The following is a 24,169-nucleotide window of genomic DNA, read 5'->3' as shown; positions in this document are numbered from 1 at the left end:
TTTGTACATAACTTATTGAGTAAGTTGTGCATAACTCTAATATTTAAATAAGGCTTAGTAAAAAGCTGATCTGCATGTAGATAAAGATCTGATCTTAACCACGTATAAAGGTGATCTGCTTTTTTTAACATTATTTATAAATATCATATAGTTATATAGCTATTATACACCCTTAACCTTTATTACCTTATATATTTAACCACCTTTAAACTTCTTTATTTATACTAAGCAATCTTAAAGGTGTAAAAATATTTTTAAATGTCTTGTTATTAAAATGCATGTCGCCTTAAATAGTTGTTTACAGCTATTTGAATGGACATTATACTAACTGCCTAACTTTGAGGAAGAAAGTATGTCTATCAATAATAACGCGCTAAGTACTTACCGGCTTTTAAAAGCAACAGCCGAAGTTGCTGAAAAATCTTTAAAAGGACGCATACAACACTATCGCGCTCATCTTAAATCAGAAGAAAAAGAATTAAGAACTTACACCCAAAAAGCGGCAGCAGATTTATTAGGGTGTAATAATCGTACCTTAAAACGTCGTCATGACAATGGTGACTTTGATGATTTAAATATTAAGCGTGGTGCAAATGGGCACTATGCGTACACGTTAGTTAATATTTTTGCGATGGCCGATATCATGGATATTCAGCCAGATCACCGCACTGCTAACGATAAACTCCAAGTTATTGTTATTAATTCACTTAAAGGTGGCTGTGGTAAAACAACCAGTATGGTTAATATTGCTGCTGCATTGGCGACGACTAATATCAAACGTTATCGTATTGGTATTATTGATTTAGATCCTCAAGGTTCGTCTTCTAGCTTTTTCCCTTCTAACGATCACGACCCTGTTACGGTAGGCGACTTAATGCGTGATTGTATTGATTTAGACGAAGGCGAAACCTGGCCAGAGTTTGTTTCTAGTGCTTTTGTGACTACGCATATTCCAAATATTCGTGTTTTACCCTCAGGTATGGATGACTTTTACTTTGAACACGAGACAGCAACACTTTTAAAAGACACCTCTAATTACGAACAAACACGTCATTATCATAAGCTTTTAGAAAAGGTTATTGAGCCGGTTAAAGACGAATTCGATATTATTTTAATCGACACAGCTCCTACACTTAACTTTATGTTTTATAATGCTTTAATGGCCTCTACGGCGATGCTTATTCCGGTTCATCCAGAAGCTGTAGATTTTGATGCTAACAATAAATATTTAAAGCGTTTAGGTGAGATTTACCACACAGTAGCGGCACTTGGTCATGAAGGTTGGGACTTTATGCAGTTTTTAGTGACCAATTACGTTAAGGGTAATCATTCACAGCGCGATATTGTTAAAGATGTACGTAGTGCGTTTGGCCGCCAAGTAATGAGCTACCCAATTAATCACAGCTCGGCAATTACGGCTAGTTCATCGTCTTTTAATACCATATTTGATCAAAAAGCATCGGATAGTTTAGCAAGTCGCGAGTCTTTATTGCGCGCGCAAGAAAATATTAAAGATGTTGTGGACGAATTAGAAATGCTTATTCGTTCTAATTGGGAGTCAACCCAATCATCACTTAACAACACTAAGTAAGGATGTTATATAAAAATGGCTACAAAACGTAAAAACGACACCCGCTTAGATCCATTTGCAACTGCCGTAGGCAATAGCAGCCTCGATGCATTACTTGAGCAAGCAAGCGCTGGTGATGTAATAAGAATGCCTGCGCCAAGCGACCCTACACGCGAAATAACCTTAGTGTGTAAAGTTATTGCTCATGCAGATATTGAATCTAGCACCACGGTTTACGGTAAAAACCGCCGTGTACAAGCGCTATTAAACGAAAAGTCGGTTTCTGATATTTTACCTGCAATCAGTGAAGATGGACGTAATCAACACCCTGCTTTACTTTGGGATCAGGGAAATACTAACTTAGTACTTGCCGGTTCACGTCGTCGAAAGGCATGTATTTTAGGTAATGCCGATTATTTAGTTTTAAGCTCTCCTGATTTTACCGATCAAGACGCTAAAATTTTAGCTGTATCTTCAGATCAGTACATAGCCCCAAGCCTTTGGGAACTAGGGCAAGCTTATCAACAAACTAAAAACGATCTTATTGAGCAAGGTAAAAAAGGCTCTTATCGCGAAATTGCCGCTATTGAAGGTGTATCGCACACCGCAATTGCAGATGCCATTAAAGCGTATGAGCAAATTCCCGCTGATGTAATTTCACTTTACCCAACGGCTAATCACGTAGGCAGAGAAGTCGCTAAAAAGCTTGTTAGTGCAAAGGAGCGCGACGAGCAGGCGTTTAACGCCCTAGTTAGCGAATTACATACAGACGATGAGATTAACGCCATTACAAGCGACGACAAGCGCGCTATGGCAATTACTAAACGTTTAACTACCGAGCCTAGCGCGGTTGCTAAACGAGAAGCTGTATTTGAAAACAACTTTATAAACGTACAACGTAATTTAAAAAGTGGTGACGTATCTATTAAAATAGATAATAAAGTGTTGACTGACAAACGCTTAGAACAACTTACTAAGCTTTTAAGCGCGTTTAATTAGCTCTTTATTACTTAGTAAAATAGTGATCTTAAAAGCCTGTTAGGTTAGTTAAATTCTGATCTGATGGGCTTTTTACTTAGTAAAATCCTGATCTTTTTTGCTATTTATAACCTATAAATCCCTCATTTTTGCTCTAAAGATCACATTTTTACCAACTGAATTTAGTTTTTACGACTATTTGATGCTGGATCTTAATTTGTTAGTAAAAAACTGATCTGTAAAGCCCCTGCATTGTTAATAAATTGTTTGTAACATGTGTGTTTGCTGTTTACCTATTCTCATTTTGGCAGATAAAGTGCCATAAAGTACGTATAAACCGATTTTTTACTAACCTAGCAGCTCCAACCAGTTTATATAACGTTAATATTGCTTTTGCTGTGCGCAGTTAAAGAATATACTGGCAGAATTATTTTAAAAATTTAATACTTAGAGTGACATGTCTGCTAACTTATCAAAAAATGATTTACTGGCTATTTTTGAAGAAATAAAAAATGAGCAGGCAACCTTGTTCCCTCTTTCTGAGCGCTTTATAAAAAAGCTGTTTAGGCCCAACGTGCTCGATAAAGGCAAAGAGTATTATAAAAACGGCCAAATTAGTTGGTTAGAGCACAGCAGTGATTTTGCTGTTATTGATTCAACCGTACAAGGCGACACCGGATCAACATTTAACCAACGCATTGAGATCAGTAAAGTACCTACTGGTTACTCTGTTGATACGCATTGTACCTGTAATGCTAAAACCAAATGTAGGCACTTAGCCGCTGTATTATTTAAACTTAAAATAGAGCACTCAGGTGAATACGGAGAAGACTACTTTATTAACGATTGGTTTAGTGAACTGACAGCACTTAAAAGTGTTGATGCTAAAGCCCCTTCGCAAGTTCTTTTATTTGTATTAGACATTGAAAACAATAAAGTATTTTTAACGCCAAAAATTGCCAATTACGACAAAAATAATAATTACACGCTCGGGCGCAATTTAACTGAGCAACAATTAAATAGCTTTGTAACACCAAACGATTTGCTCGAAAGTGACTTTAGACTCTTTAGTTGGATTCGCTCACAAAATGCAGTAGGTAATTTAGAGCTAAAAGGTCAATGGGGCTTTAGCGCTCTACAACAATTAATTGCTACCGACCGTTTATTTTTACAACGCTCTCGTGTTGCTATTAAAGCGCAAACTGGGCAATCGCTTAACTTTAATTGGCAGCAACAAAACGAGTTATCGCAATTAATTATTGAGCTTGAACACAGTAAAAATTGGGCATTGATAAAAACCACGCCGCCTGCTTATTTAGACCTCGATCACTTTAAAGTAGGCCGCATCAGAACACAGCTTAGCGCCGACGAAATAGCACATTTACAATCTATTCCCGCACTGCACGATGCTAATTTTGATCGCATTTATAAACAACTTGCCGATAATTTTGGTGCCGGTGTTATTCCGCATCCGAATAACGAGCAAGTCAATGTTAAGCAACTTGGTAATGCTGTTTTAAAAGCCACTATGGATGAGCAAGGGCTTAAAGTTTCGCTATTGTTTAAATATAAAAATAAAAATTATTTGGCGGGGACAGCACCCGCGAGTTTAATAAATAGTGCATTTGAAAACACAGTAACAAATGAGTTAGTAAATTTAGGTTTTGAGTTTTGTAAAGGGGGTTTACAAAGTGAGTTTATATTTAATAAACAATCACCTATACATTTACATTGGCTTGTTTACGAAGTATTCCCTGGCTTTAAAAAGCGTGGCTGGCAGGTAACTCAAACTAAAGTAAATGTAGCCGACCCCCAAGGGCACGTTACACTCGACGTAAACCGTGCTGCAGGTCACCAAATGCATTGTAAAGTGCAATTAAGTGATGCCAAAGCCGCTGTACTTTTTAATACCGATGATGCCACGTATCAATCGTTAAATCGTCAAAGTGAGCTGTTTTATTACTACCCCGTTGGGCGTCAATTTGGTGTTATTAGTAAAGCCGCCATTAATTTACTGACCGAATTTAAACAACGTTTTGAATTTGTTAAAACACGCGATGAATTTAATATCCCGCTTTCTTATTTACCTGAGCTGGTAAAGCATACCGCAGTTACTATAGACCTTCATGATGACTCATTGGAGCGTTATCTTGATGAGTTAAACAACACCGAGCAGGCAATGCCAGTGGTGCCCTTACACGGTTTAAATGACTCGGTAACACTACGTGAATACCAGCAACAAGGCGTTGATTGGCTTAGTTTTTTAAAGCGCCACCAATTAGGCGGCATACTAGCTGATGACATGGGACTTGGTAAAACGCTGCAAGTTATTGCCTTTTTGGCCAGCAGTTTTAATCGCCCGCAAGCGGGCCCGACCCTTATAGTGTGCCCTACAAGTTTGGTAAGTAATTGGCAAAACGAAATAACCAAATTTGCTAAAAGTCTTAAAGTAACCACTATTTTTGGCTCGCAACGTAATGAGCCTTTACAACATTTAGCGCAAGCGCAGTGTATTTTAACTACTTACCCATTATTAAAGCGTGATATTGCTTACTACTCGCCACTTTATTTTGAAAATATTATTTTAGACGAAGCGCAATATATTAAAAACGATACTGCACAAGTCTCGCGCTTAGTTAAGCGTTTAAATGCCGACTTTAAGTTATGTTTAAGCGGCACGCCTATCGAAAATAATTTGTTTGAGCTTAAGTCGTTACTCGACTTTGCAATGCCTTCATTACTTGGCTCGCAAGCCCACTTTAAACAGCACTTTCAAACACCTATTGAGCGCGAAGCCGATTCAGAGCGAGCTGAGCAACTAAAAGCGCTTATTATGCCGTTTATATTACGCCGCACAAAAGCGCAGGTAGCTCAAGAGCTGCCACAAAAAACAGAGCTGTTAAAAGAGTTTGAGTTTGAACCTAAACAAAAAGATATGTACCAAGGTATTACGCGCGCCCTAGAAGAAAAGCTCATCGACTTATTTGCTGAGCAAGGCGCACAAAAAAGTAAGCTCGCATTTTTAGAAGCGCTGCTAAAGCTAAGGCAAATTTGTTGTCATCCAAAATTAATTGAGCCAGAAACACAAGCTGGTTCAGCAAAATTAGAATGGCTAACTACGCATTTGCCGTTAATGCTAAGCCTTGGTCGTAAAGTGATTATTTTTAGTCAATTTACCTCTGCGCTCGATTTAATTGCAGAGCGTTTAAACAACATAAATATTAATTTTAGTATGCTAACTGGGCAAACGCGCCATCGCGACAAAGTTATTGACGAATTTACCAGTGGCAAAACCTCGGTGTTTTTAATCAGTTTAAAAGCAGGCGGCACTGGGCTTAACTTAACTCAAGCCGATACCGTTATTCACTTTGACCCATGGTGGAACCCGGCTGTTGAAAAACAAGCCACCGATCGTGCTTATCGTATTGGCCAAACAAATCCAGTGTTTGTTTATAAATTAATTATGAGTAACTCAATTGAGCAAAAGGTATTTAAAATGCAGCAAGATAAGCAAGCGCTTGTTGATGCATTATTTACCGATAAATCAATGAGCTTTACTTCGTTTGATGAGCAGCAAATGTTATCGCTTATAAAAAGCTAATTTTTTTACTTAGCATGTGAACTAATTTAACCAAATGGCGTCTATTATATTGCTTGTTGAATAATTGCAGTTATCACAAGCTTCATGTTGATTTCCCTGTTTGGTTACTAAATTTAGTAATGATTGAGCCAGCCCTTTTAGCTGGCTTTTTTTATGCCTGTAATTAACACCTTAAATTGCATTTTTTATAAATAGTTTGAACTAAATTTAAAAACACGCGTCTACTATTATACTTGTTGAATAATTGCAGTTATCACAAGCTTCATGTTGATTTCCCTGATTGGTTACTAAATTTAGTAATGATTGAGCCAGCCCTTTTAGCTGGCTTTTTTTATGCCTGTAATTAACACCTTAAATTACATTTTTTATAAATTGTTTGAACTAAATTTAAAAGGGTGCGTCTACTATTATACTTGTTGAATAATTGCAGTTATCACAAGCTTCATGTTGATTTCCCTGATTGGTTACTAAATTTAGTAATGATTGAGCCAGCTCCTTTTAAGCTGGCTTTTTTTATGCCCACATTTTAATTTTTAAATTATTTATATTTTTATGTGAACTTAATTTAGTGTGCGGCGTCTACTATTATGCTTGTTGATTAATTGCAGTTAACACAAGCTTCATGTTGATTTACCCCGTTTAATTACTAATTTTAGTAATGATTGAGCCAGCTCCTTTTTTAGCTGGCTTTTTTTATGCCCACATTTTAGTTTTTATAATTATTTATATTTTTATGTGAACTTAATTTAATGTGTGGCGTCTACTATTACGCTTGTTGATTAATTGCAGTTATCACAAGCTTCATGTTGATTTCCCTGATTGGTTACTAAATTTAGTAATGATTGAGCCAGCCCTTTTAGCTGGCTTTTTTTATGCCTTTAGTAAATGTTACGCCCTACCCCCCACTACCTTTATTCGTTATGATGGCATGTCTCTAAATTTTATAAGTTTATTTTATGTTTACTCAGTTATTAACGCATATAGATTGGTTAAGTGCCAGCGCAGGGCTTGCAACAGGGCTCGTACTATATGGCCTAGTGTCGCTCCCTTCTCGTAATAAATTAAAACAACACATTAGCGAGCAACAGCAACAGTTATCGTTATTACAAAGCCAGTACGACAATAAACAGCTGCAATACACCGCCTTATTAGATGAGCACGAGCTGCTCGAGCAATCACATCAAGAGCAACGCGATGAAGCGCAGCATTTTAAAACTCGCTTTAGCGAGCAAGAAAAACAAAGTGTTCAATACAACCATTTTTGGCGTAAAGCCGAAGGCGAACTTAGTGCCTTGCGAGAGCAATATAACCAGCGCGATATTGAGCTTAATAATATGCGAACTACGCTTGAGCAAAAGCAGCAAAACTTTACCGAGCAGCTTGCACAAATAGAGCAAAGCAAAAATGTGCTTAAAAAAGAGTTTGAAAACCTAGCTAATAAAATTTTAGAAGAAAAATCGCAAAGCTTTAAAAGCCTAAATCAAGAAAGCATTGAGCAACTATTAAAGCCAGTTCAAGGGGAGCTAAAAGGCTTTAGAGATAAAATGGAATCGATTCACGTTGAAGACTTAAAACAACGTGCTGCCCTTAAAACTGAGCTACTGCACTTGCAAGCTAAAAGCCAAGCTATTACCGAGCAAGCCGATAAACTTAGTAATGCCTTACAAGGGCAAAAAAAGACCCAAGGTAATTGGGGTGAACTGATGCTCGAAAACGTACTCGACAGCGCAGGCCTGCGCGCGGGTACCGACTACAAACGCGAAGTATCGTTTAATACCGAAGACGGTCGACTGCGCCCCGACGTAGTGGTGTATTTACCTCAGGGCCGCCACTTAGTGATTGACGCTAAAACATCGCTAAATGCTTATACCCGCTACGTTAATGCCGAAAACGAGCTAGAGGCTAGCCAAGCAATTAAAGAGCATGTAAATGCAGTTACCGCGCGTATTAACGAGCTTGCCAGTAAATCGTACGATCGTCTCCCAGGTATAAATTCGCCTGAAGTAGTTATTATGTTTGTGCCTATAGAATCTGCATTTGTAGAGGCGCTTAAATATCAAAGCGATATTTACCAACAAGCTATCGAAAAAAACATTTTAGTTGCTACACCAACTACTCTGCTTACAAGCCTTAATATTGTTAAACAGCTGTGGCGCTTTGAAGAGCAAACTAAATACTCTAAAGAGCTGGCGAATCGTGCAGAGCGCTTTTACAACAAGCTCAATGGCTTTTTAACGAGTATGGAAGGTGTTGGCAAGCAACTAGACCGCGCAAAAGAAAGCTACGATAAAGCCTTTTCACAGCTTTACCGTGGTAAAGGTAACTTAATTAAACAAGCTTCAGAATTTAAAGAGCTAGGTGTATCGGTTCAAAAAGAGTTACCAAACGAAAGCGTAGAAAAAGCCCAATTAGAGCTGGATTAAGTTCGATTTATCTCTACTGTTTTATACATTAAAAGGAAGGTTAATGGTTTTTCCCTTACTTAGTTCGCAAAGGTTAGCGTTAACCCCTATAAATTATGAGGATAGAGACGCTATTTTTGCTCTTTTTTCAGACCAAGGTGTTACTAAATACTATGATCTGGCGCCCTTTACTCAAGTTTCTCAGGCCGATAAGTTAATCGAATTTTTCAATATTCGGTATAAAAATGGAGAAGGGATCCGCTGGGCTATCCGTTTAAAAAATACTGATGAGTTAATAGGTACTTGCGGTTTTAATAGTTGGTCAGTACCAATGAAGCACGCATTTATTGGTTACGACCTTAATAGCCAGTATTGGGGTACAGGCTATGCTTTTGAGGCTATTCATATGATTATAAAAGCTGCCTTTGATGGATTGCTAAGTTGCGGTGCTATAAATCGAATACAAGCCGACACAGTCCCAGGAAATAACGCATCAGAGGCGCTTTTAATAAAGCTTGGCTTTTGTGAGGAAGGCATAAGGCGACAAAGTGGTTTTTGGAAAGGGCAATTTCACGACCTAAAATGCTTTGGACTTTTAAGCGCGGAGTTCAAGTGATGAAAACTGATGTTGTAATTTATAACTTATTGCACGAAATTAATGCTCAATTCCCTGAAGTTAAAGCGTTGCTGAGCATATATGATAAAGATGAAACCACGTTTAAAATGGAGGCGTTTTCTAAAGCCACAATACACGCTTTTGCTCTTGGCTATGTGGAGCAAGCCCAGCGTTATTTAAGTTTTATGGCTGAAAAGCTAGTAAACGCTGAGGCAAAAGTAATTGAATACATAGACGTATATTACGTAGAAACATTATTTTGGAGCGCAAGTTCTCATACTATTGCGGTTGGTTGGCCTCTAGTGCCTGCCAACTTACAAAAGCTTTATATCAATTTTCATGGTAAAGCGCCGCAAAACTAATACAACTAAAGCTCACATGTACTCGCTTACGCCTTTAATACTCCACCTCATTCAATAACTCATTTATTTTTTCATCGCCAATACACTCTCCATTAGACCAGCTTGCATTAAGCAGTGTAATTAAATTACCAATACGCTCTGACTTTCGCTGTAGCTGCTCAATTAGTGCATTAGCTTCATGTTGTTTTTCACCAAGGCGCTCAATAATGGCGGTGTGATCTAGCTCCTCATTAGGCTTACGCAGGGAGGGGATTTCTTCAAGCGAAAACCCTAAACTTTGTGCAAACTTAATCATTTTAAGCTGCTCTACACTGGCTTTGTCGTATTGCCTATACCCGTTGTTATTTCGCGTACCGTGTGGCAGCAGCCCTATACTTTCGTAATACCGTATGGTGCTTGCTGCAATACCCGAGTGCTTAGCTAGTTCACCTATTTTCATTATTGCCTCTACTATAAAAAAGCGGGTTGACCTTAAAGCTGACTTTAAGGTTATAGTGCCTGTAATGTCAATTTATGGTTTATATTTATGTCTGAGTTTGAACAATCTGCTGTATTTACGCCCTTTACCCTACCAAGCGGTTTAACGCTTAAAAACCGAGTAGTAAAAGCCGCTATGGAAGAGAACCTCGCAGAGGCCGACCTAACGCCATCGCAAGTGCTTAAAAATGTATACAACGAATGGGCAAAAGGCGGTTGCGGGTTAATTATTACCGGCAATGTTATGGTTGACCACCTTGCCATGACAGGGCCAGGCGGCCTTGCCCTTGAGCAGAAAACCGATATAGCGCCTTTTGCAGAGCTTGCTTGTTTAGGGCAGCAAAACGACTGTAAAATTGTGATGCAGATAAATCACCCTGGCCGCCAAGTATTTAAAAAAATGGGCGGTAAAGCGCTAAGTGCCTCTGATATTGCGCTTAATATGGGTAAGCACTCTCACTTATTTGCCCAGCCAACAGCTATGGATAAGAGCGAGATTAGTGATGTTATCGCTCGTTTCACCCATACAGCGCAACAGGCCGAAAAAGCAGGTTTTAACGGCGTGCAAATACACGCTGCACATGGCTATTTATTAGCGCAGTTTTTATCTCCACTAACTAATAAGCGTGATGACAAATGGGGCGGTAGCCTTGAGAATCGCGCGCGATTATTACTTGAAATAACACGCAGTATTAAAGCGCAATGCAGCGCCGGTTTTTCGGTATCGGTTAAGTTAAACTCAGCCGATTTTCAGCGCGGCGGCTTTGAGCCGCATGATGCGCAAGCAGTTGTTAATATGCTTAGTGCATTAAAGCTTGATTTTGTAGAGCTTTCAGGCGGCAGTTACGAAGCACCCGCAATGCAAGGAACAACGGGTGATGAACGTACACTTGCACGTGAGGCGTACTTTTTGGAATTTGCCAAAGCAATTAGCGAGCAATCAACCATACCCATTATGACCACAGGCGGTATTAGCCGGTTAGATGTGGCAAATAAAGTAATTAGCTCAGGCGTAGCGCTCGTTGGTATGGCCACAGCACTGGCCTATCAGCCAGATTTAGTTAATAGCTGGCAAACACAGCCAACGCAAAACCTGCTTATGCCGCGCGTTACTTTTAAAGACAAAACCCTTGCTGGGCTTGCCACTATGGCGCTGGTAAAAAGGCAAATTCGCCGAGTGGGCCAAGGCAAACGCGTTAAAGCAAATGCCTCGGCTATTTTTACTTTAATAAACGATCAAATACGCGCTGCAAAGCTTACAAAGCGCTATCGAAAACGCTTTGCAAAAGAGCTAAATTAATTAGCTCTAGTTTAAACTGATATTTTCTATGCCACACTTGAGAGCGTTGATTGATGGGCGTTAGCATATGCCCAGTTAACGCACTCTTGCGCTAAAATAGCGATGGTATCTAGGCAGGTGTCTGGCGAGTGTTTGGCTTGTTCATTTAACACAAGCGGTATTTCGGTACAGCCAAACAACACGCAGTCAGCACCTTGAGCAAGCATTAAGTCGTATCCCTTGCTTAATAAGTGGCGACCTTTATTTAAATCGCCCGCTTTTACGGCGGTTATGCCATCCATTATGGCTGCTTGTTGTTGAGTGTTTGGTTCAACAAAATCAATATTGTGCTGCTTAAACGCATTTTGGTAAATGCCCATATTAAGCGTAGCGGTAGTGGCTAAAATACCAACCTTTTGTTTGCCCGTGGCTTTTACTTGTTTTATAACGCTTTTTACAATGCTAATGGTGTGTACATCGGCATTTTTAGTGAGCGCGTCGTACCAGTAATGCGCGGTATTACACGGAATAACAATACAACTAACACCTAAGCTTGTTAGCTCTTTAAAGCCTTTTTTAAGCTCAAAAAATGGGTTTTCGTCTTCAAGACCCATTAAAAATTTTGTTCTGTCAGGAATTTGCGGGATATTCCTTATAAACATAGGTATATGCTCTTGATCATTTTTAGCGGGCGATAGCGCAATTACCTGATTCATAAATGAGGCGGTAGCCAAAGGCCCCATTCCACCTAGTACGCCAAGAGTTCTAAGCATGATTGCATTCCAGTTATTGAGTTTATAGGCTTAATTTATAGTGTTTTATTTAGTTTGAATAATGCTATTATTTTACCACCCATGCACAAATTGCATAACTAAGTGGTCGCTATGAATATTGAAAGTAAATGGTTAGAAGATTTTTTAACACTCTCGCACACAAAAAGCTTTTCGCAAGCGGCAAAGCTTAGGCATATTACGCAACCTGCATTTAGTCGGCGTATAAAAGCCCTTGAAGACGCCCTTGGCGCAGCCCTAATCGACCGAGAAAACTTGCCTATTACCCTTACCCCAAGCGGTAAAATATTTCATATAACGGCGCGTAACTTAGTTAACCAAATGAAAACCTCGGTTAGCATGCTTGAGGAGTTGTCGGTGCAGCAAAATTATTCTGTAAAGGTCGCGGCCGCACATTCTTTAGCGAGTTTTTTAACCTTACAACTCGCTAACTTTCAAACGCAAGATGAGCGCGACATTGTACTTAATTTAGAGGCTATAGACGTAGATAAAGCCACCGAAGCGCTAGAGCAAGGTGAATGCGACTTACTTATTGCCTTTGATAACGAACGCCTTAAACTGCCGCCGTTTAGTCATCAAAAAATAGGTAATGCTAAGTTGTTACCTGTTAGCGCCTGTGACAAGCAAGGCAAAGCCTTATATAACCTAGAAAGCGCAGCGCCTATACCGCATTTAGCCTACAGCCTCGACTCCTACATGGGCCGGCTGTTAGAGCCTATTATATCGGGCGCTAAGCTTAAAAAGGTGTTTGTTTCATCCATGACTGAGCTTTTAAAAGTGCACGCTGTAGCGGGCAATGGTATTGCCTGGCTGCCCGACTACGTTATATCAAACGAGCTTAAAAATAATACCTTGGTAGTTGTAGGGAGTGAGCACCACTGCGTGCCAATAACTTACTATGCGTATAGATATCATGCGGCTTTGCACCCCGGTGGCGAAAGTGTGTGGAATAAATTAACTGAGCTAAATATAACCTAACTGTAAACCCCCGTTACAGTTAAACAGGCGTTTCTAATTTAAAACGATAACAGCTATGTGTAATGGAGTTTTAATTATTTACCTATTTTATTATGGAATTTTATTTCCATAATAATTGGATGTTTTATCTCTTTTTAAATACTCTTTATAAAGCCAAAATAGCGTCATCAACACAGAGTATTAACTAGCTAATGAGGCAACTCCCATGAAAGCAATCGGATATCAAAAAAGTTTACCTATCGAAAACGAATTATCATTACAAGACATTGAACTTGAAACGCCAACAGCACACGGCCACGATATTTTAGTAGAAGTTAAAGCTGTATCGGTTAACCCGGTTGATTTTAAAATTCGCCAAGCAATGCCAGCAGCTGAGGGCGAGTATAAAGTAATTGGTTGGGATGCAACTGGGGTTGTTAAATCGGTTGGCGAAAACGTATCGTTATTTAAGCCTGGCGACAAAGTATGGTACGCAGGCGACATTACGCGCTCAGGCAGTAACGCGCAGTTTCAGTTAGTTGATGAGCGTATTGTTGGCCATATGCCGAGCTCGCTTTCGTATGGCGAAGCCGCAGCATTGCCGCTTACTAGCATTACTGCTTGGGAATTATTGTTTGACCGTTTAAACGTAGCTAAAAGTGATGATTCTAAAAGCATTTTAGTTATTGGTGCCGCCGGTGGGGTGGGCTCAATAATGGTGCAGCTATTAAAGCAGCGCACTAAATTAAATATTATTGCTAGTGCTTCTCGAGCTGAAACAATATCGTGGTTAGAAGATTTAGGTGCCGACACTATTGTTAATCACCGTAACCCGTTAAGTGAAGAATTTGCAGCTAAAAACTTAAGCGAAGTGGATTACGTAGTAAGCTTAAACAATACAGAGCAGCACTTACCTGAAATTGAAAAAGTAGTGAAGCCACAAGGTCAATTTGCCCTTATTGATGACCCTGAAACACTTAATATTGTGCCATTTAAAAATAAAAGCGTGTCGGTACATTGGGAGCTTATGTTTACTCGCTCGTTATTTAAAACCGACGACATGCAAGAGCAACACGTTATTTTAAACAACGTAGCCACTATGATTGACCAAGGGCAGATTAAAACCACGGTAGGTGAGCACTTAGGTAAAATTAACGCAGCCAATTTACGCAAAGCGCATCAGCATCTTGAATCGCAAACCGCTAAAGGTAAAGTGGTGTTAGAAGGCTTTTAAGGCCTTTAGCTAATATGGTTTTTTTGAGTATACCCAAGCCCCTAACGGGGCTTTTTTGTAGCTATTATTTATATAACTGGTTGTAATTAGGAATATGCTTTACCCAAAATGCAGGGCTGCCAATATACTCTTGTACAGTTTTTATAAATTCGCTCACTAGTGGCGTTTGTTTACGGTGAGGATACAGCGCATAAATACCGGTGCCCGATGCGCTAAGCTTATAATTAGTTAATAGCGGCACTAGCCCCATTTCGTCTATGGGTTTTTCTAGGTTAAATAAATCTAGCATCACATACCCTAAACCCGCTTTTGTGGCATCAAGCATGGCGCGTACATCGCTTACCTTATAGTTGCCTTTCATTTTGTGGGTTTTGTATTCATCACCATGAGGCTGGGTGCTTAATTTAATTTGATCTAGGCTTACATCGCCATTGCCATAAACCACCGCAGGTAAGGCGATAAGTTCTTCAGGTGTACTTGGCATACCATGACGTGCAATAAAGTCATTAGAGGCAACCAAAGCAAAGTGCATATCAGATATTTTTTTTGCCATTAGATTGGAGTCATTCAATTTGCCAATTCTAAATGCTAAATCGTAATGGTCGGCAATAATATCGTTGCGCTTATCATCAAGCATGAGGGTTATTTTTACCTCAGGGTATTTTTGCATAAATAAATTAATGGCCGGCTGCACATACTGCTGCCCAAAAAACATGCCCGAGGTAATGCGCAAAATACCTTTAGGTTTTGCTTGGTAGGAGTCGGCAATGCTATGAATATCACTGAGCGTATCAATTAAAATATGCGCTTGCTGGAGTATTTCCTCCCCTGCGGAGGTAAGCGAAAAGGATCGCGTAGAGCGATTAAGTAACTGAATACCTAAACTGCTTTCTAGCTTTTTAATTTGCTTTGAAAGCGATGAGTTGTCCATATCGTGCAGCGCCGCGGCTTTTGCAAATGAGCCTTGCTGCACTACATCAACAAATAACGCTAATTGGTTGGTGATTGACATCTCACTCTCCTAAATCCCAATAAGGTGTATCGGTGTAATAATTGCTCGCAAAATCAACAAACGCGCGCACTTTACTGGGTAAAAACTGCCTGTTTGCGTACACCATATAAAGCCCTATTGGCTCAGGCTCGTAGTCTTTTAATATACGTACTACTTTACCCTGTGCCAGCGCCTCACCAGCTATAAATGTTGGCTGCATGGCAATACCGCCACCTGCTATAGCGGCATTGAGTAGCAGGTCGCCATTGTTAGCAACTAGGTTACTTTCAAGCTTTAACTCGTTTTTAAGCTCGTTCGCTCCACGTAGCTTTTTGGTAGGCTCGGTGTGTGCGTAGCGTAAATAGTTATGCGATTGCAGCTCTTCTAAGCTAGTAGGCGTGCCGTGCTGCGCTAAATAAGAAGGAGAGGCAAACACCGCTAACCTAATAGGCGCTATTTTTTTAGCAATAAGTGATGAGCTTTTTAAAACCCCAATGCGCAGCGCTATATCAATACCTTGCTCAACAATATCAACAAACTGGTCGGTAAGGTTTAGATCTAATTTTAAATTTGGATAACGCTTTTGAAACTCAACCAATAGCGGTGCTAAGTGCTTTACCCCAAACGACATAGGGGCACTAATACTGAGCACACCAGAGACATTTTCGTTTAGGTTATCGAGCGAATTTTCCATGTCGTCTATATCGTCTAGCACCTGTAAACAGCGGGTAAAATAGTGATCTCCCGCCTCGGTAGTGCTTACTTTGCGCGTGGTGCGGTGGAGTAATCGGGTAGCAAGCCCCTCTTCTAGCGCAGACACATACTTGCTCACAAGTTGCGGCGATATATCGAGCTTATCGGCAGCTTTAGAAAAAGACCCCTCTTGTACAACACTTACAAAAGTCTTCATGGTGGTTAGCTTATCCATTATTAGCAATGCCTTGTTTATAATTTTTAAATAAAGATCGTATTAATTATGTTTATAAAAACAGTTAAAGTCCACACATCGCATTTTTGCACAGATAGTGAGTTTTTATAGCGTTATAAACACATTTTTTTGCGTAAATAACTATTTATTTACAACAAAATGGAGTTAATACGTGCTACTGCAGCAATCACGCTTCTTTTTATCCATTCTAACGCCAAGTCGGGTTTATTAATAATGCAGTATCGCTGTACGTGAATAAGCACGCTTATATTTTTATTAATGACTAAGAGATAAAGCCATGAAAAGATTAAACAACAAAGTAGCCATCGTTACTGGTGCAGCACAAGGTATTGGCGCTGCTTATGCAAAAGGTTTAGCTCAACAAGGCGCTAAAGTTGTGCTTGCTGATTTAGCCGACCCAAGCGCAGCTGTAGCTAAGCAATAGGCTGCGAAGTAGATGTAACGAATAGTGAATCGTTAGATGCCATGGTAAAACAAACCGAAGCTGAATTTGGCCCGGTTGAAATATTAGTTAACAATGTCGCTATATTTGCTGCGCTTGAGCTTAAGCCATTTTGGGAAATATCTGAAGACGAATGGGATTTAGTTATGCGCGTAAATGCCCGCGGGCCTTTTCAGTGTACCAAAGCAGTGTTGCCTAGCATGCGTAAATTAGGCCGCGGTAAAATCATTAACATTGCATCGGGTACATTTTTACGCGGTGCACCTATGTTTTGCCATTATGTGGCATCTAAAGGCGCGGTTGTTGGGCAAACACGTGCGTTGGCCACTGAGCTTGCTAACGATAATATTTTAGTTAATTGCCTATTAGTTGGCTTAACCGAAAGCGAAGGCGTTAAAAATAACGCACAGTTTGATAAAGCTAAAAATAGCACACTAGGCTCACGAGTAATTAAACGTGCAATGGAGCCTGAAGACTTACTTGGCCCTATTTACTTTTTAGCCAGTGAAGACAGCGATTTTATGACCGGACAATGTATTAACGTTGATGGTGGCGCAATTAACTACTAACACGCCTGATTGCTTATTTAGTGTTAATTTAAAAGCCGATGTTTACGCATCGGCTTTTTAACGAGGGGGTAAATAAAAATCAGTTTAACAATACTGTATTTATAATATCTCAATGCGGGCTTTATTTATTAACAAAATAAAAGCCAATAGAATAAGGGGATATTAATAAAACCCTTAGGTATTACCATGGCTCAACCTGCACTATTTATCTCTCACGGTTCACCTATTATGGCCGTACAGCAATCGCCAACGTCTGACTTTTTAAAAGCGCTTGGCAAGTCACTCAACACGCCACGCGCTATTGTTATTTTTTCGGCGCACTTTGATATGGCCCACGATGAAGCAGCTCATAATATTGTAATAACCGCAGGGCAAGCGCCTGAAACCATTCACGACTTTTACAATTTTCCTGCGCATATGTATAACATTAAATACCCTGCGCCAGGTCATCCTGAGATTGCGGGTAATATTGCAACGCTATTTAAAAATAAAGGCATCACAGCAATACTCGATGAACGCCAAGGCTGGGATCATGGAGTATGGATACCACTGCGCTTAATGTACCCGCAGGCAAATATTCCTATTGTACAAGTGTCTATAAATACTCGATTAGGCGCAAAAGCCATGTATGAATACGGGCAGTTACTTGCCCCACTTCGCGACGATAATATATTAATTATTGGCTCTGGCGGCATTAGCCACAACCTACGAGAAGTGTTTAAAACCCCTGCTACACCTAACCGTGTACAAAGGGTAAAAGCGTTTACCCAATGGGTTGAACACACGCTTTTAGCGCAAGACACGCCCGCACTTTTAAATTACTTAGCCGATGCACCCCATGTGTTATTTAACCACCCTACCCAAGAGCATTTTTTACCACTCTTTGCTGCTTTGGGCGCAGGCGGCAAGCAGGTTGAAAAACTCTTTAGTGATACCGAAATGGATATTTTAGCGCTTGATACCTATAAGTTTTATTAATTTTAATCAGCATGGCGCAAGCGCCTTGTGTTTTTTTAATCAAAGTGTAATGGGGGTTTACAAAGCGTATGTTGGGTTAAGAGCAGCAAAGCCCAACATAAAGTTATAAAGTGGGCTTTAACGCAGCTTTTTAATGTAATTAGATGTGGCGCTATTTTTATGCGCGTCACCATAAATAATTGGTGACGGATAGTATTCTGCGTCTAACTGTATGGTGGAGGCAACATCTTCACCAAAATAATCAGCAATAAAAGCAAGGCACATATCCATACCTGCTGAAACACCCGCACAAGACCAGATATTGCCATCTTCTACAAAGCGTTCTTCAACTACGGTTACAGTGTTATCTTTTTTAAGGTGATCTAGAAAAGCCCAGTGGGAGGTTACTTTTTTATGCTTAAATAGCCCCGCTTTTTGCATTAAATACATACCAGTGCAAATAGATAAAACACTGTGGCAGTTTTCAGCTGTTTTTTTAAGATAATTAATAACGTCAAGGTCTTCCATTGCTATACGTGCACCACTACCGCCAGGTACAAATAATACATCGGGCTGCACAGGGTCAGTAAAATGATAATCGGCACTAAAACGCATGCCGTGCTCACCTGAGGGAGTCATAGAATTTAGCGATATTAATTTGGGTTTTTCACATAATCCCTTTTCTGCCAGCAGGCCTATTAGTTCCCATGAACCAACTAAATCCAGCTCTTCAACTTTGTCGTAAATTAAAAAATATATTTTCATACTGTGTTATTTAGTCCTTTAATTTGTATCGTTTTTAAATAATAGGCGCTGCAATCGTGTTGTAAACTTTATTAATTTGAGCAATCGTTCAAAGTAAGTTAAGCTCAAAACGATTAACTTACAAGTATCTTAAATTTATTGGGAGCAAACATGGCAACCACACTCGCATTTGACGTATACGGTACGCTTATAAACACTCACGGCGTGCTGTCTTTACTTGAAGATATGATAGGCGATAACGCGCAAAAATTTTCAAATACATGGCGCGAAAAACAATTAGAGTATTCGTTTAGGCGTGGGTTAATGCAAAACTATATTCCGTTTTCATTATGTACAAAACATGCCCTAGATTACGCGTGTTTAGCGCACAAAACGCAGCTTAGTGATGATCAAAAGCAGCAATTGCTTGAGCAGTATAAAATTTTACCCGCCTTTGACGATGTGAAAAAAGGCCTTGAGCAACTTAAAGCGCAAAATTACCGGTTGTTTGCATTTTCAAATGGCGCTGCTGATGCGGTAAATAAATTGCTCGAAACTGCAGGTATTAGTGAGCTTTTTGAAGGTGTAGTAAGTGCCGACGATATGAAAACATTTAAGCCAAACCCAGGTGTTTACAGCCATTTTTTACGCGAGACCAATTCAACGGGCGCAAACACGTGGCTTATTTCGAGTAACCCGTTTGATATTACCGGCGCTATTTCACATGGTATGCGCGGAGCATGGATAAAACGCTCTGAGGATTCTATTTTTGATCCGTGGGAAATTCAGCCAACCACCGTAGCCACCGATCTAGTGGATTTAAAAAATAAGCTTGAAGATATCAATTAAGCTGCATTTTTACTTTTATATCCCTCTTTAGCACTTAAGGTTTAACCGAGTTGTAAAGGGGGTTTACTTCTTATAGTGGTACTGCCCACTTATAATACGTTCGCTTTTAGCTACCCCCTCTCATCTCTCAACTCTTATATTTAAACCATCGCACTATTTTACAAACTGTCATTATTTAGCACACATTTTGGCACCCTTTCATAGCTCATTTTATACACTTTGTTAGTTTTAAAAGTAATTCCTTATAACTAATCAGTCACTCCTAATTGCGAAAATAAACCTATATCTAACCCTTAATCATTATTGTAAATACAAATTGTTACCATTAAGATCCTCAACCCCAATACAAGTACAACCAAGGAGCGAATATGTCACAATTACAATCGGCGCAGCTCAGCCCTGTCGAAAATAAAGCAATATTTGAGCAAAACGGGTTACCTCCTCAATTTAATCTCGATCAGTTTATTAACTACCAAATAGCGTCGTTGCAGGGGCTTTCGGCTGTACAACAAGCTATGGCTAAAGCGCAAAAGCCGTTTTCTGGCGTGTCTGTTAATACGCTTGCCGCCACTGTAAATGATGTCGATTTAGCCAAACCTCTTGCTGATTTCCCAGCGGTATTAAACGAGCTTAAAAGTGTGTATTTAGATCACGCTGTGTATTTTCATCATCCGCGTTATATGGCGCATTTAAATTGCCCCGTTACGTACCCTGCGGTTGTGGCTGAGCACATCATTGGCGCAATCAACACTTCGGTAGACACCTGGGATCAAAGCGCTGGCGCGACCCTTATTGAACAAAAATTAATTGATTGGAGCTGTGAAAAAGCAAAATTACCTAGCACTGCCGATGGTGTTTTTACCAGTGGTGGTACGCAATCGAACTTAATGGCTATGCTTGTTGCTCGCGAAGTTGCAGTGAGCCGCTATGCACCTAATCATGAAGTAAAACTGCAAGGCTTGCCTGAAGTAGCCTCACGTTTTCGTATTTATTGCTCTGAGGTTGCGCATTTTAGTATTCAAAAGGCAGCGGCATTACTGGGCCTTGGTTATAACGCGGTAGTGCCCGTGGCTACAAACAATAAAATGCAAATGGATATGGACGCACTTAACCACGCAATTGCGGATTCTAAAGCTAAGGGCGATTTACCTATCGCTGTGGTAATTACCGCAGGTACAACCGATTTTGGCTCAATTGACCCTGTTGAGGACATAGCAAAACTTGCTAAAAAAGAGCAGCTTTGGTGCCATGTTGACGGCGCATACGGCGGCGGATTATTGGTAAGCGAGCATCACCGAAGTGCCCTAAACGGCATAGAACAAGTAGATTCAATTACCATTGATTACCATAAATCGTTTATGCAGCCGGTTAGCTGCAGTGCTTTTTTATTAAGTGACAAACGCCACTTTAGCCATATTACCCTTTACGCTGACTATCTAAACCCGCTTGCTGAGGCCGGCAATGGCACGCCAAATTTAGTTGATAAAAGCTTACAAACCACACGCCGTTTTGATGCCTTAAAACTGTGGTTAACACTGCGCACCATGGGTGAAGCGCCACTTGGGCGAGCGTTTGATAAAGTAATTGGCCTTGCTCGTCAAACCCATATTGTGCTTAACGACCACCCTGATTTTGAAGTTATAAATTACCCAGAGCTTAGCGCACTGGTATTTCGCTTTGCGCCAGAGGAGCTAAAACATAACCCCGATTTACTAGACACCCTAAACCTGCACGTACGCCAAACATTCTTAAATACTGGTGAAGCCATGATTGCGCGCACCAAAATTAACGGCCGTCATTACCTTAAATTTACGTTACTTAATGCCCAGTGCCAATTGAGCGATGTGCGCGCCGTGCTTGAACAAATTAGCACTATTGCGTGGCAAACGTATAAGGAGCAAAAATAATGAGTAACCAACCTTATGACTTTATAGCCATTGGCCTTGGCCCGTTTAATTTATCGTTAGCATGTTTAAGTGAGCCACTGGAGGGCGTGAAAAGCTTATTTTTAGAGCAGCGTAGCCAATTTGATTGGCACCCCGGAATGATGCTAGAAGGTGTTACTTTACAAACGCCGTTTATGTCTGACTTAGTGACTCTTGCAGACCCTACTAGCAAGTACAGTTTTTTAAATTATGCCAAGCTTAATAATCGCTTATACCCTTTTTATATTCGCGAGAGCTTTTTTTTACTGCGTAAAGAATACAATCTCTATTGCCAGTGGGTGTGCTCGCAGCTTAGCAACGTAAGCTTTGAGCAAAGTGTAACTAAGGTTGAGTTTTGCCAGCAAAGTGAGTGCTATACCGTTACCTGTAAAACCCCAAATGGGGAGCAACACTATGTTACGCGCCACTTAGTGCTTGGCACTGGCCCTGCCCCATACATTCCTGATTGCGCAGTGCAAAGTAATTCTAATAACGTAATGCACAGTAGCGATTTTTGCCACCGCCTTGATGAGCTAAAAGCAGCTAAACGCGTTACGGTTGTAGGAGCTGGGCAAAGTGCGGCTGAAATTTATCACACCTTATTACAACAAGCCGTGCCACAAGGTTTGCAACTAGATTGGATTGCGCGATCGCCGCGTTATTTTCCGCTGGAATACACTAAACTCACCCTTGAAATGACCTCTCCTGAGTATGTAGATTACTTTTATAATTTAAAAGCTGAGCAACGAGATTGGCTTAATCAAAATCAAAAAAACTTATTTAAAGGCATTAATGGCGATTTAATTAATGACATTTTTGACACCCTTTACGCGCAAAGCCTAGATGGGCCTATTTCTACCACATTTAAAACTAACAGCAAGCTTACTAATACACGTAAAAGTGCTGGTCGCTTAGTCACTGAGTTTTACCATCAAGAGCTAAATGAAGCCTTTGAAATAAAAACCGATTACTTAATTTGTGCCACGGGCTTTAAATACAAGCGCCCTGCTTTTTTAAATCCTATTGCACAGCAACTCCCAGAAGATGAACAAGGCCGCTACTTAGTTAGCCGCGAGTATGCGGTAGACACCGACCAAAAACGTATATTTGTACAAAATGCAGAGCAGCACACCCATGGCTTTGTAACCCCCGATTTAGGCATGGCGTGTTATCGCAACAGTATAATTTTGCGCGAAATACTCGGTTATGCGCCGTATCAGGTTGAGCAAAAAATTGCTTTTCAGTGTTTTGATTTAAGCGATGTAGAAACCCATTCACAGCAAAAGAGTAACGCCGCATGAGTTTACGTTTAGCGCTTATTTTGCTTACGGTTATTTCGGTAGTGTGCGACACCTTATTACTGCCGTTTTATCCGCAATTTTTTGCCAGCGAATTTTCTGTAAGTAACCCCACACTTATTGGCGTGTTTGTAGCTAACTGTTGTATTACCGTTATGCTCGCGCTGCCACTGTGGGCAAAGGTTGCCAAAAAATACCACGAGCTGGCTCTTTGGCTTGTAACGCAAGTGATTGCCGCCTGCTTTGGTTTGCTTTGTTATTTTGCAACTAACGTGTGGGAATTTTGGTTTTATTACCAGCTTATGTTGGTGCTTAAAGCCAGTTACCTGCTTATTTACCCGTTTGCACTGCGTTTAGAGCAGCAAAGTAAGCATCTTTCTATTATTGGCTTGTTTTCGGTACTTATGCACTTTGGTGCTATTGGCGGCGCGTTAGTGGGCGGGTACTTTTTTAGTATAAATGCACCGCGTTATGCATTGTTATTAAGTGCTGCGGGCGATGTTATACAAGTGCTGCTGTGTGCCTATTTAATGGTGAGCTTAAAGTTAGGTATTTATCAGCACGCGATTGAAAGCGAAAAACCGCGCACTCGTACGCCGTATTTTATTTGGCAGTTTTGTTTTATAAGCGTGGTTGTTTACTTTAGCGCCTTTTTAATTAGGCCGTTTTTTACTACCCATTGGCAAGGAATGAGCGCGCAAAGCAGTGCGTTTGTAAGTGCACTTGTGTACGCCATTCCTGCTTTTTCAGCCCTACTTATGCTGTTGTTTAACCACTTTAGGCAGCACTTACCTCTTCCTACGCTTAGCCGCACCAGTACGTTTTCGTGCGCGCTTATTTTTGGCGCTATTGGGCTTTATTTACAGGCGCAAGAGTCGGTGTGGTTAGTGGTTAGCTCTCGCGTTTTATACGGTATAGCGCTATTTCAAGTCATGGTTTTATTAGAAGTGATGCTATTTGCTAAAAGCGAGCCTGCTCACTACGGCAGTGATTTTGCCAAAGTGCATGTTGCGCAAAATATTGGCGTTATTTTAGCTTCGTTATTAGTGGGTATGAGCGTGGAATATTTTAATACCACCGTGCCTTTTTACTTTGCTGCCATTGGCTTTGCAAGCCTTGGCGCTATTTTGCTATGGCGCGTTAAATTTGTTGGCCAAGCTTCACACACAGCCACTTAA

21 protein-coding genes are annotated in these 24,169 nt (G+C 40.3%); 16 read left to right on the top strand and 5 right to left on the bottom strand.

All coding sequences use genetic code 11. From position 1 onward, the window contains the following. The first annotated feature begins 352 nt into the window (after positions 1 to 352). The 6 genes from NQT65_RS09270 to NQT65_RS09245 all read left to right on the top strand — a co-directional run bounded on the left by NQT65_RS09270 (position 353) and on the right by NQT65_RS09245 (position 9,529). Positions 353 to 1,591 carry an AAA family ATPase gene (locus NQT65_RS09270; protein WP_004586301.1) on the top strand — a complete coding sequence of 413 codons (1,239 nt, stop codon included), beginning with the start codon at positions 353 to 355 and terminating at the stop codon, positions 1,589 to 1,591. Between the two features lie 15 nt (positions 1,592 to 1,606). Further along, positions 1,607 to 2,569, top strand: coding sequence for a hypothetical protein (locus tag NQT65_RS09265; protein ID WP_029771890.1), 963 nt, complete (start codon positions 1,607 to 1,609; stop codon positions 2,567 to 2,569). Between the two features lie 436 nt (positions 2,570 to 3,005). Beyond that, a complete protein-coding gene (locus NQT65_RS09260) occupies positions 3,006 to 6,149 on the top strand; it encodes a DEAD/DEAH box helicase (RefSeq protein ID WP_256851031.1) in 3,144 nt (1,047 codons plus the stop codon). Between the two features lie 956 nt (positions 6,150 to 7,105). Further along, positions 7,106 to 8,572: a DNA recombination protein RmuC gene (locus NQT65_RS09255; RefSeq protein ID WP_256851030.1), complete on the top strand. Its 1,467-nt coding sequence runs from the start codon at positions 7,106 to 7,108 to the stop codon at positions 8,570 to 8,572. A gap of 43 nt (positions 8,573 to 8,615) precedes the next feature. Then, the gene (locus NQT65_RS09250; RefSeq protein ID WP_256851029.1) at positions 8,616 to 9,167 is read left to right on the top strand and encodes a GNAT family N-acetyltransferase; all 552 of its coding nucleotides are present in this window, start codon (positions 8,616 to 8,618) and stop codon (positions 9,165 to 9,167) included. Further along, positions 9,167 to 9,529: a DUF7674 family protein gene (locus NQT65_RS09245; protein ID WP_256851028.1), complete on the top strand. Its 363-nt coding sequence runs from the start codon at positions 9,167 to 9,169 to the stop codon at positions 9,527 to 9,529. Before NQT65_RS09250 ends, NQT65_RS09245 begins: the two co-directional genes overlap by 1 nt. A gap of 34 nt (positions 9,530 to 9,563) precedes the next feature. On the opposite strand, the gene NQT65_RS09240 is transcribed toward NQT65_RS09245, so the two are convergent. Then, positions 9,564 to 9,968, bottom strand: a complete 405-nt coding sequence (locus tag NQT65_RS09240; RefSeq protein ID WP_256851027.1) for a MerR family transcriptional regulator — start codon at positions 9,966 to 9,968, stop codon at positions 9,564 to 9,566. 87 nt (positions 9,969 to 10,055) lie between these two features. Between NQT65_RS09240 and NQT65_RS09235 the strand changes: the two genes are divergently transcribed. Further along, a complete protein-coding gene (locus NQT65_RS09235) occupies positions 10,056 to 11,306 on the top strand; it encodes an NADH:flavin oxidoreductase/NADH oxidase family protein (RefSeq protein ID WP_256851026.1) in 1,251 nt (416 codons plus the stop codon). A gap of 26 nt (positions 11,307 to 11,332) precedes the next feature. On the opposite strand, the gene cuyB is transcribed toward NQT65_RS09235, so the two are convergent. After that, positions 11,333 to 12,058: a cysteate racemase gene (gene cuyB, locus NQT65_RS09230; protein WP_256851025.1), complete on the bottom strand. Its 726-nt coding sequence runs from the start codon at positions 12,056 to 12,058 to the stop codon at positions 11,333 to 11,335. A gap of 111 nt (positions 12,059 to 12,169) precedes the next feature. Between cuyB and NQT65_RS09225 the strand changes: the two genes are divergently transcribed. Beyond that, a complete protein-coding gene (locus tag NQT65_RS09225; protein WP_256851024.1) occupies positions 12,170 to 13,054 on the top strand; it encodes a LysR family transcriptional regulator in 885 nt (294 codons plus the stop codon). A gap of 205 nt (positions 13,055 to 13,259) precedes the next feature. Beyond that, a complete protein-coding gene (locus NQT65_RS09220; RefSeq protein WP_256851023.1) occupies positions 13,260 to 14,267 on the top strand; it encodes a zinc-binding alcohol dehydrogenase family protein in 1,008 nt (335 codons plus the stop codon). Positions 14,268 to 14,331: 64 nt separating this feature from the next. Here NQT65_RS09220 and NQT65_RS09215 read toward each other — a convergent pair whose 3' ends face one another. Both NQT65_RS09215 and NQT65_RS09210 read right to left on the bottom strand, forming a co-directional pair. Beyond that, positions 14,332 to 15,279 (bottom strand): LysR family transcriptional regulator, encoded by a 948-nt coding sequence (locus NQT65_RS09215; protein ID WP_054981994.1) that lies wholly within the window; start codon positions 15,277 to 15,279, stop codon positions 14,332 to 14,334. A gap of 1 nt (position 15,280) precedes the next feature. Continuing rightward, entirely contained in the window at positions 15,281 to 16,186 is a 906-nt protein-coding gene (locus NQT65_RS09210) for a LysR family transcriptional regulator (protein ID WP_004586290.1), read from the bottom strand. A gap of 298 nt (positions 16,187 to 16,484) precedes the next feature. On the opposite strand from NQT65_RS09210, the gene NQT65_RS20205 reads away from it, so the two are divergent. The 3 genes from NQT65_RS20205 (at position 16,485) to NQT65_RS09200 (ending at position 18,196) form a co-directional block, all read left to right on the top strand. After that, positions 16,485 to 16,631, top strand: coding sequence for an SDR family NAD(P)-dependent oxidoreductase (locus tag NQT65_RS20205; protein ID WP_276537831.1), 147 nt, complete (start codon positions 16,485 to 16,487; stop codon positions 16,629 to 16,631). 41 nt (positions 16,632 to 16,672) lie between these two features. Next, a complete protein-coding gene (locus NQT65_RS09205) occupies positions 16,673 to 17,218 on the top strand; it encodes an SDR family NAD(P)-dependent oxidoreductase (RefSeq protein ID WP_276537830.1) in 546 nt (181 codons plus the stop codon). 186 nt (positions 17,219 to 17,404) lie between these two features. Further along, entirely contained in the window at positions 17,405 to 18,196 is a 792-nt protein-coding gene (locus tag NQT65_RS09200) for a DODA-type extradiol aromatic ring-opening family dioxygenase (RefSeq protein WP_256851022.1), read from the top strand. A 117-nt stretch (positions 18,197 to 18,313) separates the two neighbouring features. Here NQT65_RS09200 and NQT65_RS09195 read toward each other — a convergent pair whose 3' ends face one another. Then, positions 18,314 to 18,940 carry a DJ-1/PfpI family protein gene (locus NQT65_RS09195; RefSeq protein ID WP_256851021.1) on the bottom strand — a complete coding sequence of 209 codons (627 nt, stop codon included), beginning with the start codon at positions 18,938 to 18,940 and terminating at the stop codon, positions 18,314 to 18,316. 150 nt (positions 18,941 to 19,090) lie between these two features. Here NQT65_RS09195 and NQT65_RS09190 point away from each other — a divergent pair, with 150 nt between their 5' ends. The 4 genes from NQT65_RS09190 (at position 19,091) to NQT65_RS09175 (ending at position 24,169) form a co-directional block, all read left to right on the top strand. Then, positions 19,091 to 19,768, top strand: coding sequence for a haloacid dehalogenase type II (locus NQT65_RS09190; RefSeq protein ID WP_256851020.1), 678 nt, complete (start codon positions 19,091 to 19,093; stop codon positions 19,766 to 19,768). A 368-nt stretch (positions 19,769 to 20,136) separates the two neighbouring features. Further along, the gene (locus tag NQT65_RS09185; RefSeq protein ID WP_138685420.1) at positions 20,137 to 21,675 is read left to right on the top strand and encodes a pyridoxal phosphate-dependent decarboxylase family protein; all 1,539 of its coding nucleotides are present in this window, start codon (positions 20,137 to 20,139) and stop codon (positions 21,673 to 21,675) included. Continuing rightward, entirely contained in the window at positions 21,675 to 22,994 is a 1,320-nt protein-coding gene (locus tag NQT65_RS09180; RefSeq protein ID WP_256851019.1) for a lysine N(6)-hydroxylase/L-ornithine N(5)-oxygenase family protein, read from the top strand. The genes NQT65_RS09185 and NQT65_RS09180 overlap by 1 nt, the downstream gene beginning before the upstream one ends. After that, positions 22,991 to 24,169, top strand: coding sequence for an MFS transporter (locus NQT65_RS09175; protein ID WP_256851018.1), 1,179 nt, complete (start codon positions 22,991 to 22,993; stop codon positions 24,167 to 24,169). The genes NQT65_RS09180 and NQT65_RS09175 overlap by 4 nt, the downstream gene beginning before the upstream one ends.

It is taken from the genome of Pseudoalteromonas agarivorans, from assembly GCF_024518735.1.
Lineage (GTDB): Bacteria > Pseudomonadota > Gammaproteobacteria > Enterobacterales > Alteromonadaceae > Pseudoalteromonas > Pseudoalteromonas atlantica.
Note: the sequence above shows the minus strand (reverse complement) of the source record. Positions and strands in the feature narration are given on the sequence as shown.

Excerpts from the sequence above, each read along its gene's own strand:
- NQT65_RS09270 (WP_004586301.1), top strand. The coding sequence starts at position 353 with ATGTCTATCAATAATAACGCGCTAAGTACTTACCGGCTTTTAAAAGCA.
- NQT65_RS09265 (WP_029771890.1), top strand. The coding sequence starts at position 1,607 with ATGGCTACAAAACGTAAAAACGACACCCGCTTAGATCCATTTGCAACT.
- NQT65_RS09260 (WP_256851031.1), top strand. The coding sequence starts at position 3,006 with ATGTCTGCTAACTTATCAAAAAATGATTTACTGGCTATTTTTGAAGAA.
- NQT65_RS09255 (WP_256851030.1), top strand. The coding sequence starts at position 7,106 with ATGTTTACTCAGTTATTAACGCATATAGATTGGTTAAGTGCCAGCGCA.
- NQT65_RS09250 (WP_256851029.1), top strand. The coding sequence starts at position 8,616 with ATGGTTTTTCCCTTACTTAGTTCGCAAAGGTTAGCGTTAACCCCTATA.
- NQT65_RS09245 (WP_256851028.1), top strand. The coding sequence starts at position 9,167 with ATGAAAACTGATGTTGTAATTTATAACTTATTGCACGAAATTAATGCT.
- NQT65_RS09240 (WP_256851027.1), bottom strand. The coding sequence starts at position 9,968 with ATGAAAATAGGTGAACTAGCTAAGCACTCGGGTATTGCAGCAAGCACC.
- NQT65_RS09235 (WP_256851026.1), top strand. The coding sequence starts at position 10,056 with ATGTCTGAGTTTGAACAATCTGCTGTATTTACGCCCTTTACCCTACCA.
- cuyB (WP_256851025.1), bottom strand. The coding sequence starts at position 12,058 with ATGCTTAGAACTCTTGGCGTACTAGGTGGAATGGGGCCTTTGGCTACC.
- NQT65_RS09225 (WP_256851024.1), top strand. The coding sequence starts at position 12,170 with ATGAATATTGAAAGTAAATGGTTAGAAGATTTTTTAACACTCTCGCAC.
- NQT65_RS09220 (WP_256851023.1), top strand. The coding sequence starts at position 13,260 with ATGAAAGCAATCGGATATCAAAAAAGTTTACCTATCGAAAACGAATTA.
- NQT65_RS09215 (WP_054981994.1), bottom strand. The coding sequence starts at position 15,279 with ATGTCAATCACCAACCAATTAGCGTTATTTGTTGATGTAGTGCAGCAA.
- NQT65_RS09210 (WP_004586290.1), bottom strand. The coding sequence starts at position 16,186 with ATGGATAAGCTAACCACCATGAAGACTTTTGTAAGTGTTGTACAAGAG.
- NQT65_RS20205 (WP_276537831.1), top strand. The coding sequence starts at position 16,485 with ATGAAAAGATTAAACAACAAAGTAGCCATCGTTACTGGTGCAGCACAA.
- NQT65_RS09205 (WP_276537830.1), top strand. The coding sequence starts at position 16,673 with ATGGTAAAACAAACCGAAGCTGAATTTGGCCCGGTTGAAATATTAGTT.
- NQT65_RS09200 (WP_256851022.1), top strand. The coding sequence starts at position 17,405 with ATGGCTCAACCTGCACTATTTATCTCTCACGGTTCACCTATTATGGCC.
- NQT65_RS09195 (WP_256851021.1), bottom strand. The coding sequence starts at position 18,940 with ATGAAAATATATTTTTTAATTTACGACAAAGTTGAAGAGCTGGATTTA.
- NQT65_RS09190 (WP_256851020.1), top strand. The coding sequence starts at position 19,091 with ATGGCAACCACACTCGCATTTGACGTATACGGTACGCTTATAAACACT.
- NQT65_RS09185 (WP_138685420.1), top strand. The coding sequence starts at position 20,137 with ATGTCACAATTACAATCGGCGCAGCTCAGCCCTGTCGAAAATAAAGCA.
- NQT65_RS09180 (WP_256851019.1), top strand. The coding sequence starts at position 21,675 with ATGAGTAACCAACCTTATGACTTTATAGCCATTGGCCTTGGCCCGTTT.
- NQT65_RS09175 (WP_256851018.1), top strand. The coding sequence starts at position 22,991 with ATGAGTTTACGTTTAGCGCTTATTTTGCTTACGGTTATTTCGGTAGTG.